Origin of the sequence: Streptomyces bottropensis ATCC 25435, from assembly GCF_000383595.1 — a bacterium.
Lineage (GTDB): Bacteria > Actinomycetota > Actinomycetes > Streptomycetales > Streptomycetaceae > Streptomyces > Streptomyces bottropensis.
The window spans coordinates 4698352-4714589 of record NZ_KB911581.1 but is presented as its reverse complement, the minus strand read 5'-3'; the positions used below and the strand labels follow the sequence as shown (position 1 = coordinate 4714589).

Sequence of the window (16238 nt, the reverse complement as noted above, 5' to 3'; positions counted from 1 at the left end):
CCTGCCGCGACAGCGCACGGCCCCCGGCGGAGCGTCCATGAGGCCCCGTACGGCGGGGCAGGCCGCCCCCGGGACTCGGTGAGGCTGCCGTGACCCCGCGCGAGGAGCGGTTCTCGCACGCCTTCCGGGGGCCGATGTGAGGGGCGCCCCGGCCATGGAGAACACGACGGAGCCGACGCCCGGCACGGCATCACCGCGTCGCGGGGTGGTCGCGGCCGAACTGGTGCGCAGGGCCGAGGACGAGCGGCGACTGGCCCACGAGGCCCGGTCCGCGCCCACCGCGCGGGCCCGGGACCGTATCGCCGAGTGCCGGGCCGGCAACGGGGACGCACTCCGCGCGATCGTCGCCCGCCACGGCTGGCCCACGGCCGAGTCGGTGGGCGAAACCGCCTCCACGGCGGCCCTGATGCTCCTCCTGAACTCTCCCGACCTCGGCTTCCAGCTCACCTGCCGCGATCTGATCGCCGAGGCGGTCGCGGACGGCAGCTGTCCCGCCGTGCACCACGCCTACATCGCCGACCACTGTGCCGTGGCCCTGAGCCAGCCCCAGTTCTACGGCACCCGGATCGACCCCGGCACCCTCTTCCCGTATCCCATCCGCCACCCCGAGACGGTCGACGAACGCCGTCACGACGTGGGCCTCGGCCCGCTGACCGACCACCTTCGGGCGGTGCGGTGCGGGCTGGGGGCGGGCGGAGGGCTGTAGGCGGCGGGTGCCACGGCGGCGGAGCCTGCGACGTGAGCGGGTGGCGATACCGCGGCCGTCCGACGCCGAGGGAACCGTAGCGGCAACCGAACCTCGACCCGACTGCCTGCTCCTGCGCGCCTGGCGGGAGTCCGACCTGGCCCCCCGGGTGGCCCTGAACGCCGATCCCGAGGCGCGCGCCACGGGCGAGTCCGTCGGCTTCGCCGGGCTGGATCCGGTGGACGAGAACATGCCGTTCTCAGGCGTGGAGGCGGGCCGGCGGCCGGCGCGTACGGCCTGGGGCCAGGGTTGTGCCACCGAGGCCGGGCGGGCCGTGGTGGACGTCGGCCTCACGTGCCTGCCTGCGTCTGCGTCTGCCGGAGGCCCTCGTCGCGTGACCACCGCCGGCGACCTCCGTTCCCAGGCGGTGATGCGGCGTCTCGGCATGGCCCGGGAGCCGTCCGACGACTTCGAGGACCCGAGCGTGCCGGAGGGGCCGTTGCGACGGGGCATGGTGCTCCGGCTGACGGCCGGCGTCCCGGAGGACACGGGGTGGGCCGGGGCGGTGGCCTCCGCCCGGACCCCGTCGCTCGTTCCTCTCAGCCCGCGGCCCACGCCGCGTAGAACAGGCCGAGGCCGGCGATCACGCAGATGCCCTGGATGGTCCAGAAGCGGACCACGACCAGGACTTCGGACCAGCCCTTGAGTTCGAAGTGGTGCTGGAGCGGGGCCATGCGGAAGACCCGCTTGCCGGTCAGCTTGAACGAGCCCACCTGGATGACCACCGACAGGGTGATCAGGACGAACAGCCCGCCGAGGACGGCGAGGAGCAGTTCGGTGCGGGAGCAGATCGCGAGGCCGGCGAGGGCGCCGCCGAGGGCGAGGGACCCGGTGTCCCCCATGAATATCTTGGCCGGCGAGGTGTTCCACCACAGGAACCCGAAGCAGGCCCCCATCAGGGCGGCCGCGACGACCGCGAGGTCGAGCGGGTCGCGCACCTCGATGCACGAGGCGGGGTCGGTGAGTTCCATGGCGTTGGCGCACGAGTTCTGGAACTGCCACAGGCCGATGAAGGTGTAGCCGCCGAAGACCATCACCGACGCCCCGGTGGCGAGGCCGTCCAGACCGTCGGTCAGGTTCACCCCGTTCGACATGGCCAGGATCATGAACAGGGCCCACACCACGAACAGCACCGGCCCGATGGTCCAGCCGAAGTCGGTGACGAACGACAGCTTCAGGGACGCCGGCGTCTGGCCCCGCTCGTCGGCGAACCGGATGGCGAGAAGGGCGAACACGATGCCCACGATCAGCTGACCGGCCATCTTCGCCCCGGCCCGCAGCCCCAGCGAACGCCGCTTCACGATCTTGATGTAGTCGTCGAGGAACCCGACCACACCCATGCCCGCCATCAGGAACAGCACCAGGAAACCGGGGTACGTCGGGCTCTCCCCGGTGATGACCTTGGTCGCGACGTAGGCGACGACCGTGGCCAGGATGAAGGCGATACCGCCCATCGTGGGGGTGCCGCGCTTGCCGGCGTGGCCGCGCGGGCCGTCGTCGCGGATGTACTGCCCATAGCCCTTCCGTGCCAGCAGCTTGATCAGCAGCGGGGTGCCGATCAGCGTCAGGAACAGGCCGATGGCCCCGGCAAACAGGATCTGGTTCATCGGACGGCGGTCTCCCCCTCGGTCGCGCTCTGGTACGCGACGGCCTCACCGGTGTCGCTGGTTGTCACAGGCCCCACCCTATGCAGACACCTGATCTTCGTACGGCGGCGGGTAGTTGACGACGAAACGGGGAGCGCCAGGCGGGCTCCGTGGTCCCCGCGGCGGTGGTCGTTCCGCTTCCCCGTGGGAGGCGGGCCGACCCGGGGCGAGTACCGCCGGGTCACTCGAAACGGTGCTCACGGCGTGAGCGGCACGCAGGCGGCGCCCGGGGCGCTCCGGCGCCGGGCGGCCCGCCGTCCGGGCACGGACCGACCGTTCGGCATGGCCCGCGTCGCCCCCTCCCCCACCGGGCCACCGCGCCCGCCCCCGCGCGGGGCTGAGACACTGCACGTCATGGCCACCTTCACACCCGCGCGCGCCCTGCTGATGCTCACCACCGGGCTGACCTGTCTGCTGATGGCGGTCGGCGCCCTCATAGGCGCGCTGATCGGCGGCGGCCCCGTGGCCCTGGGGGCGGCGGTGTGCGCCGGGCTCGTCGGCATGGTGGGCTCGCTGATCGTGCGGCGACGGGCCATGGCGCACTTCGCCATGGCCCAGCGGCAGGCCGGGCAGCGGGGCTACGCCGAGGGCATCGCGCACGGCGTGCTCATCCACGTCACCGCTTACGAGGCCGCCGTCTTCCCCCGCACCGGGCCGCACGGCGTCAGCGCCGAGGAGCGCGCGGCCCGGCGCACCATCGCCTACCGCATGGCGGCCCTCGACGAGGTGCCCCAGAAGGTCCGTGTGGCCGCCGCGGACGCCCTGGCCCGCCTCGACAAGACCGACCGCGAGGGCGCCGAGGAGGCGCTGGCCCGCCTCGCCACCACCGTGCGCCTGGAGTACTCCCGACTGTGACGCCGGCGCTCCCGGCGCGACAAGCGCCCGCCCCGGGGGAGCCGGGCGCCGCCTCGGCTCAGTGGCCGCTGATCGCGCGGGGCGTGTAGGGCCGCTCCAGTTCCTCGATCTCCTTCTCCGTCAGGGTGACGTCGAGCGCGGCCACGGCGTCGTCGAGGTGGTGGGATTCGGTCGCGCCGACGATGGGCGCGGTGACGGTCGGACGGCTCAGCAGCCAGGCCAGGGCGACCCGGGCGCGGGGCACGTCGCGCTCGCCGGCGATCCGGGTGACGGCGTCGACGATCTCGCGGTCGCCCTCCTGGTAGAGGGTCTTGCCGAAGGTGTCGCTCTCGGCGCGTGCGGTGACGGTGTCCCAGTCGCGGGTGAGCCGGCCGCGGGCGAGCGGGCTCCAGGGCAGGGTGGCGACGCTCTGGTCCTCGCACAGCGGCAGCATCTCGCGCTCCTCCTCGCGGTAGAGGAGGTTGTAGTGGTTCTGCATGGACACGAACCGCGTCCAGCCGTGCAGGCGGGCGGTGTGCTGCATCTTCGCGAACTGCCAGGCGTACATCGAACTCGCGCCGATGTAGCGGGCCTTGCCCGCCTTCACGACGTCGTGCAGGGCCTCCATCGTCTCCTCGACCGGGGTGTGCGCGTCGAAGCGGTGGATCTGGTAGAGGTCCACGTAGTCGGTGCCGAGGCGCCGCAGGCTGGCGTCGATCTCCGTCATGATCGCCTTGCGGGACAGGCCCAGGGCGTTGGGGCCCTGGTGCATGGCGCCGTTCACCTTCGTCGCGAGGACGATCTCCTCGCGCCGCGCGAACTCCGCCAGCACACGGCCGACGATCTCCTCGCTGGTGCCGTCGGAGTAGACGTTCGCCGTGTCGAAGAAGTTGATCCCGGCGTCCAGCGCCTGCCGGATCAGCGGACGTGACGCCTCCTCGTCCAGGGTCCACTCGTGCGGGCCCCGGTCGGGGATCCCGAAACTCATGCAGCCCACACAGATCCGGGACACGTCCAGACCTGTCGAGCCGAGCTTCACGTACCGCATCGTTGCGACTCCTGCCTGTGGGGGGTGCGGCTGCCCAGCGTACGAAACGGCGGTGGCGGACCGGACGCGGACAGGAGGGAAGGATGGGGAACGGAGGTGGGACGGATGTGGGACGGATGGGGACGGAGGTGCCGATCGGTCAGATCCGGTACCGCCTCAGTGCCGGTGACACGGTCGCCAGGAGCAGCATCGCGGCGATGACGAGCAGGCCGCCGCCGACCACGGCCGTCCGGGCGCCGAAGGCCGCGCCGGCGGTGCCGTGCAGGACGTCGGCGAGGCGGGGCCCGCCGGCGACGACCACCGTGAAGACGCCCTGCATCCGGCCGCGCATCTCGTCGGTCGCGGCGGACAGCAGGATGGCACCGCGGAAGATCATGGAGACCATGTCCGCGACACCGGCGGCGGCGAGGAAGAGCACGGCGAACCAGAGACTGGTGCTGAGCCCGAAGCCCGTGATGGCCGCGCCCCAGCCCATGACCGCCGCGATCACCATCAGGCCGTGCCGGCGGGAGCGGGAGAAGGTGCCCGACAGCAGACCGCCGAGGACGGCGCCGATGGGGATGGCGGCGAACAGCAGGCCGAGGGCGAGGCCCTCGTCGTAGGGGGCGTACGTGGTGTCGGCGAGCTGGGGGAAGAGGGCGCGGGGCATGCCCAGGACCATCGCGATGATGTCGGCGAGGAAGGACAGCAGGAGCACCTTGTGCAGGGCGATGTAGCGGAGGCCCGCGAGGACCTCCCGCCAGCCGGCGCGCCGGGTCGTCGTGTCGTCCAGGGGCGGCAGGGACGGCAGTCTGTGGACCGCCCAGAGGGTGACGCACAGGGCCAGAGCGTCGATCAGGTACAGCTCGGCCAGGCCGATGATCGGGATGAGGGCGCCGGCGAGCAAGGGGCCTGCCACCAGACCGAGTTGCATCACGGTCGAGCCGAGGGCGGCGGCCGCGGCCAGTTCGTCGGCGGGGACCAGCCGGGCCACGGAGGCGTTGCGGGCGGGTGCGTTGAGGCCGAAGAACGCCTGCTGGAGGGCGAGCAGTGCCATCAGCGTCCACACCGATTCGAGGCCGGTGACGGCCTGCACCCAGAACAGCACCGAGGTGACGGCGATACCGGTGTTGGTGACCAGCAGCAGGGTGCGGCGGTCCACGCTGTCGGCGACCGCGCCGCCCCACAGCGCGAACACCACCAGGGGCAGCAGGCCGGCGAGGCTCGCGTAGCCCACCCAGGCGGAGGAGCCGGTGATGTCGTAGATCTGCTTGGGTACGGCCACGGCGGTCAGCTGGCTGCCGACCGCCGTGACGACGGTGGACGACCACAGGCGCCGGTAGGCGGGGCGGCGCAGGGGGCGGGTGTCCATCGCCCAGCGGCGCCGGCCCCGGCGGGGTGGCGTCGGGGCGTCGTCCTCCGGTGTGGTCTCGTCGCCTGCGCTGCTCTGGGTGGTGTCCACGGGCATCCTGATGCTCGATACATCTTTCGATTCGGGCACCACTATCGCGGAGATCGCCACCGCCGGGACAGGCGGTCGGGCGTCCGTCTCACATGCCGTCGCCGCGACCCGCGCCGCCGGCGGCCGCGGACCCGTGCCCGCCGGGGGGGTCACGCTCCGGCGATCAGCATGCCGCCGAGCGCGAGCATCGTCACCGCGACCAGGCCGTCCAGGACCCGCCAGGCCGACGGGCGGGCCAGGAAGCGGCTGAGCAGCCGGGCGCCGAAGCCGAGGGCGGCGAACCAGCAGAGGCTGGCGAGGCCGGCGCCGAGGCCGAAGGTCCAGCGCAGGGGGCCGCGGTCGGAGGCGATGGAGCCGAGCAGGAACACGGTGTCGAGGTAGACGTGGGGGTTGAGCCAGGTCAGGGCCAGACAGGTGAGGACGGCCCGGCGCCGTGAGCCCGCGGAGCCGCTGTCCGCGCGCAGGGCGGCGTCGCCGGGCCACAGGACGCGGCGGGCGGCCAGGGCGCCGTAGACCAGGAGGAAGCCGCCGCCGACCAGGGCGACCACCTTGAGCGCGCCGGGCCAGGCGACGACCACCGCACCGACCCCGGCGACCCCGAGGGCGATCAGCACCGCGTCGGAGAGGGCGCAGATGGCCACGACGGGGAGCACGGCGTCGCGGTGCAGCCCCTGGCGCAGGACGAAGGCGTTCTGGGCGCCGATGGCGACGATGAGGGACAGGCCGGTGCCGAATCCGGCCGCGAGGGCGGTCATTTCGCTGAACACACCCCTCACGCTAGGAAACGCGGCACCCATGCGTACAGCTAATGATTCTTACGTATCATTAGCGTTCGTGATGTCTCAGCTTCCGGCCGATCTGGTACGCACCCTGCTCGCGGTGGTGGACGAGGGCACGTTCGACGCGGCGGCCGCCGCCCTGCACGTGACGCCGTCGGCGGTGAGTCAGCGGGTCAAGGCGCTGGAGCAGCGGGTCGGACGGGTCCTGCTGGTCCGAGCGAAGCCGGTGCGGACGACCGAGTCCGGCGAGGTGATCGTCCGGTTCGCGCGTCAGCTGGCCCGCCTCGAACACGACGCGCACACCGCGCTCGGCATGACCGGCGCCGGCGAGACCACGCGGGTGTCCATCGCGGTGAACGCCGACTCCCTGGCCACCTGGTTCCTGCCCGCCCTCACCCGCGTGCCCGAGGAGCTGCGCCCCTGCTACGAACTGCGGCGCGAGGACGAGCAGCACACGGCCCGGCTGCTGCGCGAGGGCCTGGTGACGGCCGCGGTCACCTCGGCACCGGAGGCGGTGGCCGGGTGTTCGGTCCGGCCGCTCGGCCGCATGCGGTACGTGCCGTGTGCCTCGCCCGCGTTCGCGGAGCGCCGGCTCGGCGTCGGTTCGGGTGTGCCGCTCAAGGACGTGATCGGGGACGCGCCGGTGGTGTTCTTCGACCGGCGGGACGACTTCCAGAACGCCTTCGTCCGCCGGCTGACGCGGGGCCGTCCGGCCGGGGCGCGACGGCACTACGTGCCGACGTCCGAGGGCTTCGCCCACGCCGTGGCCGCCGGGATGGGCTGGGGCATGGTGCCGGCGGCGCAGGCCGAGCCGCTGCTCGCCGCCGGACGGCTCGTCAACCTGGCGCCGGAGCGGCCCGTGGACACCCCGCTGTTCTGGCAGCAGTGGAAGCTCGACTCCCCGACACTGACGGCCGTGGCGGAAGCGGTCGCCGCCGAGGCCGCCGAGGCGCTCGACCCGTGAGCCGCTCCCGCTACTCCCGGTCCCCGGCCGCGAACGGCCCCTCCAGCGCCGCCCACTGGAGCAACATGATGGTCTTGGCGTCGGCGATCTCGCCGCCGCGGATCATCCGCAGGGCCTGACGGAAGGGCAGTTCGACGAGTTCGATGTCCTCGCCCTCCTCGTCGAGGCCGCCACCCTCGTGGGTCCGGGTCGACGGGCCGTAGGAGGCGGCGTAGAAGCTGACGCGTTCGGTGACCGAGCCGGGGCTCATGTAGATGTCGAAGACGTGCTGGATCTCGCCGATGGTGTGGCCGGTCTCCTCGATCACCTCGCGCCGCACGGCGACCTCGGGGTGCTCGTCCTCCTTGTCGAGCAGGCCGCCGGGGGTCTCGACGAGCATCCCGTCGGGGTGCCCGTTGACGTAGGCCGGGTAGCGGAACTGCCGGGTGAGCAGGACGGTTTCGCGGGCGGCGTCGTAGAGCAGGACGGTGGCGCCGTTGCCCCGGTCGTGCGTCTCGCGCTCCTGGGTGCTCCAGGTGCCGTCGGCGTGCCGGAAGTCGAAGGTGGTGGTGCGCTCCACGTACCAGTGGCTGGACAGCAGTCGCACGTCCCGCACCTTGACGCGGGGGTTGCCGGTCAGGTCCCGGCCGGTGCGGTCGAGTCCGGTGCGGCCCCGGCGGTCCGGGAGGTCGACGCCGACGGTCTTGTTGTTCATGTGTCCGCTTCTACCATCCCGATCACGGCGTTGTCAGGCGCCCCAATTCGCCTGCTCCGCGCGTCGCTTGGCGGAATCGGGCACTCCGGGACAGCATGCCCGTATGAAGAGTGATCTTTTCTCCCACGAGAACATGGTCCAGCCGGCGCACGCGCCCGGGATGACCGTCCAGAACGCCAAGTCCATCAAGTACGCCGTCAACGGCGAGATGCTCGCCCGGCAGGGCGCGATGATCGCCTACCGGGGAAACCTGCAGTTCGAACGCAAGGGCCAGGGCGTGGGCGGCATGCTCAAGCGCGCGGTCACCGGGGAGGGGCTGCCGCTGATGGCCGTGCGCGGTCAGGGCGAGGCCTGGTTCGCGCACGAGGCGCAGAACTGTTTCGTCGTCGACGTCGAGCCGGGCGACGTGTTCACCGTCAACGGCCGCAACGTGCTCTGTTTCGACGCCTCGCTGTCCTACGAGATCAAGACCGTGAAGGGCGCCGGCATGACCGGCGGCGGCCTGTTCAACAGCGTGTTCACCGGGCAGGGCAGACTCGGCCTCGTGTGTGACGGTAACCCGCTGGTCATCCCGGTCTCCCCGCAGCTGCCCGTGTTCGTCGACACCGACGCGGTCGTGGGCTGGACGGCGCATCTGAGCACCTCGCTGCACCGCTCCCAGTCCTTCGGCTCGATGATCCGGGGCGGCTCCGGGGAGGCCGTGCAGCTGAAGCTGGAGGGCGAGGGCTTCGTGGTCGTACGACCGAGCGAGGTGACGCCGCAGAAGGCCCAGCAGCACTGATCGACGGCGGAGGAGGGAGCAGAGGTCCCCGGGCCCTTCGACGGCCCCCACCTCGCGAGCGAACATGCTTTCGAATTTGGGAGTACGCTGGCCGTATGGCCACGCACCTCCAGGGCTCCCTCTTCGACCAGTCCGACGACCTCCGCCTCGGCCCCCTCGACGGGCTGCGCCGGCGCGAGCTGGGCGCCGGGGCCTGGATCGACCTGCTGCCGGGATGGCTCACCGGCGCCGACTCCCTCTTCACGCGGCTCGCCGAGGAGGTGCCCTGGAAGGCGGAGCGGCGCCAGATGTACGAGCAGGTCGTGGACGTACCGCGACTGCTCGCGTACTACGGCGCCGAGGACGCCCTCCCCGACCCCGTCCTGGACGAGGCCCGGGAGGCACTGTCCGCGCACTACGGCTCCGAGCTGGGCGAACCGTTCGCCACGGCGGGGCTGTGCTTCTACCGCGACGGCCGGGACAGCGTGGCCTGGCACGGCGACCGGATCGGGCGGGGCGCCCGGGAGGACACGATGGTGGCCATCCTGTCCCTGGGCGACCCCCGCGATCTTGCCCTGCGCCCGCACGGCGGCGGGGAGACCCTGAGGTTTCCGCAGGGGCACGGCGACCTGATCGTGATGGGCGGCTCCTGCCAGCGCACCTGGGACCACGCGGTCCCCAAGTCGACGCGGGCGGTGGGGCCGCGCATCAGCGTCCAGTTCCGGCCGCGCGGCGTGCGTTAGCCGTACGGCCCCGGGGGGCCGGGGGCGCGTTACCTCCGGTCGGCGTCGGCGAGGGCACGCGCCTGTGACGACCGGGCCAGCTTCGGGCCCAGCCAGCGCTTGAGGCGGCGCAGGGCCTCCAGACGGCCGGCCGCGCGGTCGAGGCGGTAGTAGAGCTGCGGCGGCACGTACGGCAGCAGCGGCGAGTGGCGCTGGCCGAGGAGCGCGAACATCTGCTCCGGGGGCAGGTCGATGTACCGCTGGATGTTCTCGTACCACTGCGCGCTGTGGCGTGCCGCGCTCTGCAGCCGCAGCAGCTCGGACTTGCGCCGCCGCTCGTACGCGTCGAGCGCCGCCTCCGTGTCCGGGTGGGCGCCGAGCGATTCGGCCAGGCAGATCGCGTCCTCCAGGGCGAGCGTCGTGCCGGCGCCGATGGAGTAGTGGGTGGTGTGGGCGGCGTCGCCCAGCAGGACGAGGTTGCCGTGGTGCCAGGTGCGGTTGGTCAGGGTGCGGAAGGTGAGCCACTGGGCGGTGCCGTCGTCCTGGGCGCGTCCGAGGAGGGGGTGGCCGTCCAGGATGTCGGCGAACAGCTTCTCCAGCAGGGCCAGCCCGTCGGCCTCGCTGAGGCGGTCCAGGCCCAGGCCGTTCAGCGTCCGCGGGGAGCACTCGATGACACAGGTGCTCTGCTCGTCGCTGAAGGGGTAGGCGTAGGCCCAGATCCAGCCGTGGTCGGTCTCCTGGAAGGAGAAGGTGAAGGCGTCGTGGACCTTGGTGGTGCCGAGCCAGATGTAGGTGTTGCGGCCGAGCGTGATGTCGCTGCCGAACCGGCCGGCGTACCGCTCGCGCACGGTGCTGTTGACCCCGTCGCCCGCGACGACGAGATCGGCGTCCGGCAGGTCGTCGGCCGTGATCGCGTCCTCGTACTCGACGCGGACACCCAGGGCCCGCGCGCGTTCGGCGAGCAGTTCGAGCAGCCGGCGTCGGCCGATGCCGAAGCCCTCGTCGCCCGGCTGGACCGTCCTGCGGGCGCGGACATGCGCCACCCCGCGGTCCCAGGTGACGGAGTTCTCGCTGATGGCGAGGGCCGTCTCGGGGTCCTGCTCGCGGAGCTTGTCCAGTAGCTCCGACCAGTAGGTCACGCCCCAGCCGTACGTCGATCCGGCCGGGTTCCGTTCATGGACGGTGATGTCGTGGGACGGGTCCTGCCGCTTCATCAGGATCGAGAAGTACAGGCTTGCGGGTCCTCCGCCGACGCACGCGATCTTCACGCACACTCCCATTTCGCTGCGCAAAGCGATCAATTGACCACGAAGAGTAGCAGCGCGGACGCTCCCGGGATTCACGCCACTTTGCGCGCGTGACACCGGCCACAGGATCCGCAGACCCACCGCAAGATCATCGGCCGCGACCTCACCGCCGGGCGGAATTTCCCCCTCCACCCCTACTCGAAGATCCACAACAGCAAGATCATCTTTGTTCAACCTTGCACGACATGTACGTGATTGTCCTGATCACGGCCAACCGGCTTCCGGGGATTTCTCCCGTTCCCCACCTGATCGATAGGCATGACGAGTCATCAATCCCCCCATGTCCAGGAGGATCTCGCATGCCCGACATCACCCGCCGCCACGCCCTCGGCGCCGCGGCCGCCCTCGCCGTGACCGTCGGCGCCCCGCTCACCGCCGCCGCCGCGGACGACCACGCCACCCACCAGGACCGCAAGGCCCCGCAGACCTTCGACGAGGTGTACCGGGGCCGCCGGATACAGGGGCACGCGACCGACGGCGGCGGCCACCATCACGGCGCCGGGTACGCCGTGTTCGTCGACGGGGCCGAACTGCACGTCATGCGGAACGCCGACGGCAGCTGGATCAGCGTCGTCAGCCACTACTCCCCCGTGCCGACCCCACGCGCCGCCGCCCGCGCGGCGGTCGACGAACTCCAGGGCGCCCGTCTCGTCCCCTTCAACTGACCCGCACCCGCACCACCGGACCACCGCAAGGAGCCGCAGAGCCATGACCGTACGCAAGAACCAGGCGACCCTGACCGCCGAAGAGAAGCGGCGCCTCGTCGACGCGCTGATCGCGCTGAAGCGTTCCGGCCGCTACGACGAGTTCGTCACGACGCACAACGCGTTCATCCTCGGCGACACCGACAACGGCGAACGCACGGGCCACCGTTCGCCGTCCTTCCTCCCCTGGCACCGCAGATTCCTGCTGGAGTTCGAGCGGGCCCTGCAGTCCGTGGACCCGGCCGTCGCCCTGCCCTACTGGGACTGGACGGCCGACCGCACGACCCGCGCGTCCCTGTGGGCACCCGACTTCCTCGGCGGCACCGGGCGCAGCCGCGACGGACAGGTGATGGACGGGCCCTTCGCGGCGGCCACCGGGAACTGGCCGATCAACGTACGGATCGACGGCCGTACCTACCTGCGCCGCTCCCTCGGCGCCGGGGTGCGGCAGCTGCCGACCCGAGCCGAGGTGGACTCGGTGCTCGCGATGCCGACGTACGACATGGCGCCCTGGAACAGCGCCTCGGACGGCTTCCGCAACCACCTGGAGGGCTGGCGGGGCGTCAACCTGCACAACCGGGTGCATGTCTGGGTGGGCGGCCAGATGGGCACCGGGGTCTCCCCCAACGACCCCGTCTTCTGGCTGCACCACGCGTTCGTCGACAAGCTGTGGGCGGACTGGCAGCGCCTGCACCCCGGCGCCGCGTACGTGCCGGCCGCCGGGACCGCGAACGTCGTCGATCTGAACGAGCCGATGAAGCCGTGGAACGACACCACTCCGGCGGCGCTGCTGGACCACACCGCCCACTACACGTTCGACGCGGCCTGACCGTGTTGGCGCGTTGATCCTCGGGGAGTTGGGTACCCGCTCCGGACGCGCCCGGGGCGACCCGGACGCGATCGACACGCAACCGATGTGAGGAGGCGACCGATGACCCAGATCGAGGAGTCCGTCGAGGTCCACGTCCCCGTCCGGACCGCCTACAACCAGTGGACGCAGTTCGAGACGTTTCCCGAGTTCATGAGCGGGGTCGAGCGGATCGAGCAGCGTTCGGGCACACTCACGCACTGGGTGACCAAGGTGGACGGCGTGCGGCGGGAGTTCGACGCGGAGATCACCGAGCAGATCCCGGACGAGCGGGTGGCGTGGACGACGGTGGGCGGCGAGGCCCGTCAGGCCGGCGTCGTCACCTTCCACCACCTCTCCGAGGAGCGCACGAAGGTCATGCTGCAGATGGACTTCGAGCCCACGGGCACCGCCGAGAAGGTGGCCGACAAGCTGGGGGTCGTGAAGCGGCAGACCAAGGGCGACCTGGAGCGCTTCAAGACGTTCATCGAGAAGCGCGGCCGGGAGAGCGGGGAGTGGCGCGGCGCCGTCGTGTGACGCCCGCGCCCTCCCGCGAGAGCACTGTGCCGTGCGGCGGCTACTCGGCTCCGGCCGACGCCGCCGTACGGCACTCCGGGTGGCCCCAGCCCTGGTCGTTCTTGGCGATGGGCTCACCCGCGGCGTAGGGGCGGCCGCACAGACAGCGGCCGGGGAACTTCGCCTTGATGGTGCGGGACGACGCCGAGGCCGAGCCGGTCCGGGTGCCGGACCTGGCGGGCTTCCCGGACTTTCCTGATTTCTTCGCCGCGCTCCAGCGCGACGGGACGGCGTCGGGCGCGGCCGGCGGTTCCGGGGAGCCCAGCTCGGTGCCGGCCGGTTCCTGGGCGACGGCCGCCTGGCTCGCCGCGCGGTCGGCGAAGTCGTTGAGGGGATCGCCGTCGACCTGGTGCGCGGGCACGTAGCGGAAGTCCACGGTACGGCCGGTGAGCAACTCGTCGATGCGGACCACGAGTTCCCGGTTCGCGACCGGCTTGCCGGCGGCCGTGCGCCAGCCGTTGCGCTTCCAGCCCGGCAACCAGGTGGTGACCGCCTTCATCGCGTACTGGGAGTCCATGCGGATCTCGATCGGGACGGCCGGGTCGGTGGCCGTCAACAGCCGTTCCAGTGCGGTGAGTTCGGCGATGTTGTTGGTGGCTCTGCCCAGCGGGCCGGCCTCCCACCGGGTGGGGATCTCAGCGTCCTCGGCGACCACCCAGGCCCAGCCCGCTGGTCCGGGGTTTCCTTTGGAGGCTCCGTCACAGGCGGCCACAACACGTTCCGGCATGCGCTCGATCATGCCATGGGTGGGGGCAGGGGACCGCCCATGGGCCCCCTGCCCCCACGTGTCCGGCCGGGCCCCTCAGCCGACGTCGGTGAGCTCCGGCATCTCGCCCTTCGTGTGGCTGACGTCGATGACCGAGAACGACGCGCCCTGCGGGTCGCTGAGCGCCGCGAAACGGCCGAAGGGGGTGTCCATCGGTCCGAAGCGCAGGATCCCGCCCCGCTCGGTGGCCCGGGCGACCGCGGCGTCGCAGTCGGCGACGGTGAAGTACACGTTGATGTACGAGGGCACCTCGGGCGGGAAGTCCTCCGCCGTCATCTTCATCCTGCCGAGCAGCGGGCCCTGCCCCAGCTCGAAGACCCGGAAGTCCATCTGCGGGTTGTCGGGGTCGTCCATCCGCTTGGCCCGGAAGGAGAAGACGGCCGGGAAGAACGCGTCGGACTTCTCGGGTTCGCGGGTGAAGACCTCGGCCCACACGTACGCGCCGGGCACGCCCATCACCTCGAAACCCTCGTGGGCGCCCGCCTGCCAGGCCCCGAAGACGACGCCGTCGGGGGAACGGGCCAGCAGCATGGAGCCGAACTCGCCGACCCGCATCGGCTCCATCAGCACCTCGCCGCCGTTGTCACGGATCCTGGCCGCCGTGGCGTTCACGTCCGGCGAGGCGAAGTACAGGCACCAGGCCGACTGGCCCTCCTGGCCGGGCATCGGCGGAACGACGGCGGCCACCGCCTTGCCGTCCGCGTACGCCTGGGTGTAGTTGCCGTACTCGGACGACGACTCGCCGAACGTCCAGCCCAGTACGTCTCCGTAGAAACTCTTCGCCCCCTCGACGTCACTGAACATCGCGTCGACCCAACAGGGCGTTCCCTCGGGGTGTGCGGCCATCGCGCGTCTCTCCTCGGTCCGACAGGTGGTCTCCCGGCTCTCACGCTAACCAGGGCTGCTCGCGGACGCGCGCCGAAGGGGACGGACCGCGTGAAACCGGCACGGGATCCCCGGGTCGGGACCACGGCTGTGCGCCGTCTGATAATTTCAGCGACGCTCGCACTCCCGTTCGCCTCGACTCGTGAGGTGGCTCCATGCCCGGCCGGCCGTTCAGACGTTCGGTGCTGCCGTGCGCCCGGGGCCGGTCGGCGCGCGTACTGCTGGTGGTCGCCTCGGCCCTGACCACGTTCCTGATGTTCTGCGCGGGCGCGCCTCCCGGTGAGGCGCCGGCGCAGCGCCCGCACACGGTGTCGGCAGTACCCGTGGCGGAGGGACCCGCCGTCGCGCGTGCGGGCCAGGTGGACCGGGACCCCTGTGAGCACAGTCCCGGCGGACACGCCTGCCACTCCCCCGACCCGGCCGCGGTGCTGGGCCAGGCGCCGTTGCCCGGCGCTCCCACCGCCGTCTCCTGGCAGCCCGCGACGGCCACGGCCCCGGCGGCGCTCGACGGCTCGGGTGAGCCGGGGCTCTCCCGCCCTCCCGATCTCCACGAACTGCAGTTGCTCCGCGTCTAGGCCGGCACCGGCCCGCGCGACAGATTCCGGACGACCAGCAGCACCGCCGGGCCCGTACGGGGTCACGGCGGGGAGAAGGACACCCCATGGCTTCATCCAAGGCGAAGACCAACAGCGGCGGCCCCAAGGGCGGGAAGAACAGCCCCAAGGCCAGGGAGGCGGCGCGGCGGGCCCGCGTCGAGGAGATACGCAAGGCCGAGCAGGCCCGTGAGCGGCGCTCGCGCTTGCTCATGATCGGCGTCACCACCGCCATTCTGGCCGGCCTCGTCGGCGGCGGCTGGTACCTCATCGACTCCGCGCAGGAGAAGGAGGCGGCGGAGGCGGCGGCGAAGGCCGCGCCGGTCGACGGTGTGAAGAGCTGGTCGAAGCTCACCCAGAACCACGTGTCCGAGCCCGTCACGTACAAGATGAGCCCGCCGGTGGGCGGCGACCACAACCAGGTGTGGGTCAACTGCGACAAGCAGGTGTACACCAAGGCCGTGCCGAACGAGAACGCGGTGCACGCGCTGGAGCACGGCGCGGTCTGGGTCACCTACAACGACAAGGCGGCCGAGGCCGACGTCGAGTCGCTGACCGGGCTGGTGAAGAAGACGACGTACACCTTCATGAGCCCCTACGAGGACCAGTCCTCACCCATCGTGCTGAGCGCCTGGGAGCACCAGCTCAAGGTGGAGAAGGCGTCCGACCCCCGGGTGCGGAAGTTCCTCACCAAGTACGTCCAGGGCGAGCAGACGCCGGAGCCGGGTGCCGCGTGCAGCGGCGGTATGACCCCCTGACCCGGCCGGGTGGGGCGTCCGGCCGAACCGGGCGCCCCCCGTGGGGTCGGCGCCGGAGCAAGATCGCCTCGGCTCCGGCGCCCGTGCGGTGGCCGTGCCTCGGCCGGTCCCCCACGCGTGGCCGACACATGTCTTCCGCCCCGACCCGGGCTGTGCTTGCCTGGGGAAC

Annotated in this window: 19 protein-coding genes; 11 read left to right on the top strand and 8 right to left on the bottom strand. The window is 71.8% G+C overall.

The genetic code is table 11. The features are described from left to right. Positions 1–154: 154 nt before the first annotated feature. Together STRBO_RS0120730 and STRBO_RS41800 are read left to right on the top strand one after the other, a co-directional pair. Complete coding sequence (locus STRBO_RS0120730) at positions 155–706, top strand: DUF6624 domain-containing protein (protein WP_005474241.1); 552 nt, start codon at positions 155–157, stop codon at positions 704–706. 229 nt (positions 707–935) lie between these two features. Next, a complete protein-coding gene (locus tag STRBO_RS41800; protein WP_398594678.1) occupies positions 936–1391 on the top strand; it encodes a GNAT family N-acetyltransferase in 456 nt (151 codons plus the stop codon). Here the strand turns inward: STRBO_RS41800 and mraY are convergent. Next, complete coding sequence (gene mraY, locus STRBO_RS0120725) at positions 1285–2352, bottom strand: phospho-N-acetylmuramoyl-pentapeptide-transferase (RefSeq protein WP_005474242.1); 1068 nt, start codon at positions 2350–2352, stop codon at positions 1285–1287. The genes STRBO_RS41800 and mraY overlap by 107 nt on opposite strands. A gap of 393 nt (positions 2353–2745) precedes the next feature. On the opposite strand from mraY, the gene STRBO_RS0120720 reads away from it, so the two are divergent. Then, the gene (locus STRBO_RS0120720) at positions 2746–3246 is read left to right on the top strand and encodes a hypothetical protein (protein ID WP_005474243.1); all 501 of its coding nucleotides are present in this window, start codon (positions 2746–2748) and stop codon (positions 3244–3246) included. 58 nt (positions 3247–3304) lie between these two features. On the opposite strand, the gene STRBO_RS0120715 is transcribed toward STRBO_RS0120720, so the two are convergent. The 3 genes from STRBO_RS0120715 to STRBO_RS0120705 all read right to left on the bottom strand — a co-directional run bounded on the left by STRBO_RS0120715 (position 3305) and on the right by STRBO_RS0120705 (position 6469). After that, complete coding sequence (locus tag STRBO_RS0120715) at positions 3305–4273, bottom strand: aldo/keto reductase (protein WP_005474248.1); 969 nt, start codon at positions 4271–4273, stop codon at positions 3305–3307. A 139-nt stretch (positions 4274–4412) separates the two neighbouring features. Then, the gene (locus STRBO_RS0120710; protein ID WP_020114706.1) at positions 4413–5714 is read right to left on the bottom strand and encodes an MFS transporter; all 1302 of its coding nucleotides are present in this window, start codon (positions 5712–5714) and stop codon (positions 4413–4415) included. A 149-nt stretch (positions 5715–5863) separates the two neighbouring features. Further along, entirely contained in the window at positions 5864–6469 is a 606-nt protein-coding gene (locus STRBO_RS0120705) for a LysE/ArgO family amino acid transporter (protein ID WP_020114705.1), read from the bottom strand. Between the two features lie 79 nt (positions 6470–6548). Here STRBO_RS0120705 and STRBO_RS0120700 point away from each other — a divergent pair, with 79 nt between their 5' ends. Next, positions 6549–7457, top strand: coding sequence for a LysR family transcriptional regulator ArgP (locus tag STRBO_RS0120700; RefSeq protein WP_005474266.1), 909 nt, complete (start codon positions 6549–6551; stop codon positions 7455–7457). Between the two features lie 10 nt (positions 7458–7467). Here STRBO_RS0120700 and STRBO_RS0120695 read toward each other — a convergent pair whose 3' ends face one another. Beyond that, positions 7468–8151, bottom strand: a complete 684-nt coding sequence (locus tag STRBO_RS0120695; protein WP_005474267.1) for an NUDIX domain-containing protein — start codon at positions 8149–8151, stop codon at positions 7468–7470. Positions 8152–8254: 103 nt separating this feature from the next. Here STRBO_RS0120695 and STRBO_RS0120690 point away from each other — a divergent pair, with 103 nt between their 5' ends. Both STRBO_RS0120690 and STRBO_RS0120685 read left to right on the top strand, forming a co-directional pair. Further along, positions 8255–8932, top strand: coding sequence for an AIM24 family protein (locus tag STRBO_RS0120690; protein WP_005474268.1), 678 nt, complete (start codon positions 8255–8257; stop codon positions 8930–8932). 95 nt (positions 8933–9027) lie between these two features. After that, positions 9028–9654, top strand: coding sequence for an alpha-ketoglutarate-dependent dioxygenase AlkB (locus tag STRBO_RS0120685; protein WP_005474269.1), 627 nt, complete (start codon positions 9028–9030; stop codon positions 9652–9654). A gap of 29 nt (positions 9655–9683) precedes the next feature. Here STRBO_RS0120685 and STRBO_RS0120680 read toward each other — a convergent pair whose 3' ends face one another. Next, a complete protein-coding gene (locus STRBO_RS0120680; RefSeq protein ID WP_005474270.1) occupies positions 9684–10901 on the bottom strand; it encodes an FAD-dependent monooxygenase in 1218 nt (405 codons plus the stop codon). A 338-nt stretch (positions 10902–11239) separates the two neighbouring features. On the opposite strand from STRBO_RS0120680, the gene melC1 reads away from it, so the two are divergent. The 3 genes from melC1 to STRBO_RS0120665 all read left to right on the top strand — a co-directional run bounded on the left by melC1 (position 11240) and on the right by STRBO_RS0120665 (position 13028). Then, entirely contained in the window at positions 11240–11605 is a 366-nt protein-coding gene (melC1, locus tag STRBO_RS0120675; protein ID WP_005474271.1) for an apotyrosinase chaperone MelC1, read from the top strand. Positions 11606–11648: 43 nt separating this feature from the next. Further along, the gene (gene melC2, locus STRBO_RS0120670; RefSeq protein ID WP_005474273.1) at positions 11649–12473 is read left to right on the top strand and encodes a tyrosinase MelC2; all 825 of its coding nucleotides are present in this window, start codon (positions 11649–11651) and stop codon (positions 12471–12473) included. A gap of 102 nt (positions 12474–12575) precedes the next feature. Continuing rightward, positions 12576–13028: an SRPBCC family protein gene (locus STRBO_RS0120665; protein ID WP_005474275.1), complete on the top strand. Its 453-nt coding sequence runs from the start codon at positions 12576–12578 to the stop codon at positions 13026–13028. Between the two features lie 40 nt (positions 13029–13068). On the opposite strand, the gene STRBO_RS0120660 is transcribed toward STRBO_RS0120665, so the two are convergent. Both STRBO_RS0120660 and STRBO_RS0120655 read right to left on the bottom strand, forming a co-directional pair. After that, positions 13069–13806, bottom strand: coding sequence for a ribonuclease H family protein (locus STRBO_RS0120660; RefSeq protein WP_028796765.1), 738 nt, complete (start codon positions 13804–13806; stop codon positions 13069–13071). A gap of 63 nt (positions 13807–13869) precedes the next feature. Then, positions 13870–14679 (bottom strand): VOC family protein, encoded by an 810-nt coding sequence (locus STRBO_RS0120655; RefSeq protein ID WP_005474278.1) that lies wholly within the window; start codon positions 14677–14679, stop codon positions 13870–13872. A gap of 194 nt (positions 14680–14873) precedes the next feature. Here STRBO_RS0120655 and STRBO_RS0120650 point away from each other — a divergent pair, with 194 nt between their 5' ends. Together STRBO_RS0120650 and STRBO_RS0120645 are read left to right on the top strand one after the other, a co-directional pair. After that, the gene (locus STRBO_RS0120650; protein ID WP_005474280.1) at positions 14874–15293 is read left to right on the top strand and encodes a DUF6153 family protein; all 420 of its coding nucleotides are present in this window, start codon (positions 14874–14876) and stop codon (positions 15291–15293) included. Positions 15294–15379: 86 nt separating this feature from the next. After that, positions 15380–16069, top strand: a complete 690-nt coding sequence (locus tag STRBO_RS0120645) for a thioredoxin-like domain-containing protein (protein ID WP_005474282.1) — start codon at positions 15380–15382, stop codon at positions 16067–16069. Positions 16070–16238: the final 169 nt, after the last annotated feature.

Coding starts and splice junctions, on each gene's coding strand:
- STRBO_RS0120730 (WP_005474241.1), top strand. CDS start 155: ATGGAGAACACGACGGAGCCGACGCCCGGCACGGCATCACCGCGTCGC.
- STRBO_RS41800 (WP_398594678.1), top strand. CDS start 936: ATGCCGTTCTCAGGCGTGGAGGCGGGCCGGCGGCCGGCGCGTACGGCC.
- mraY (WP_005474242.1), bottom strand. CDS start 2,352: ATGAACCAGATCCTGTTTGCCGGGGCCATCGGCCTGTTCCTGACGCTG.
- STRBO_RS0120720 (WP_005474243.1), top strand. CDS start 2,746: ATGGCCACCTTCACACCCGCGCGCGCCCTGCTGATGCTCACCACCGGG.
- STRBO_RS0120715 (WP_005474248.1), bottom strand. CDS start 4,273: ATGCGGTACGTGAAGCTCGGCTCGACAGGTCTGGACGTGTCCCGGATC.
- STRBO_RS0120705 (WP_020114705.1), bottom strand. CDS start 6,469: ATGACCGCCCTCGCGGCCGGATTCGGCACCGGCCTGTCCCTCATCGTC.
- STRBO_RS0120695 (WP_005474267.1), bottom strand. CDS start 8,151: ATGAACAACAAGACCGTCGGCGTCGACCTCCCGGACCGCCGGGGCCGC.
- STRBO_RS0120690 (WP_005474268.1), top strand. CDS start 8,255: ATGAAGAGTGATCTTTTCTCCCACGAGAACATGGTCCAGCCGGCGCAC.
- STRBO_RS0120685 (WP_005474269.1), top strand. CDS start 9,028: ATGGCCACGCACCTCCAGGGCTCCCTCTTCGACCAGTCCGACGACCTC.
- melC1 (WP_005474271.1), top strand. CDS start 11,240: ATGCCCGACATCACCCGCCGCCACGCCCTCGGCGCCGCGGCCGCCCTC.
- melC2 (WP_005474273.1), top strand. CDS start 11,649: ATGACCGTACGCAAGAACCAGGCGACCCTGACCGCCGAAGAGAAGCGG.
- STRBO_RS0120665 (WP_005474275.1), top strand. CDS start 12,576: ATGACCCAGATCGAGGAGTCCGTCGAGGTCCACGTCCCCGTCCGGACC.
- STRBO_RS0120660 (WP_028796765.1), bottom strand. CDS start 13,806: ATGATCGAGCGCATGCCGGAACGTGTTGTGGCCGCCTGTGACGGAGCC.
- STRBO_RS0120655 (WP_005474278.1), bottom strand. CDS start 14,679: ATGGCCGCACACCCCGAGGGAACGCCCTGTTGGGTCGACGCGATGTTC.
- STRBO_RS0120650 (WP_005474280.1), top strand. CDS start 14,874: ATGCCCGGCCGGCCGTTCAGACGTTCGGTGCTGCCGTGCGCCCGGGGC.
- STRBO_RS0120645 (WP_005474282.1), top strand. CDS start 15,380: ATGGCTTCATCCAAGGCGAAGACCAACAGCGGCGGCCCCAAGGGCGGG.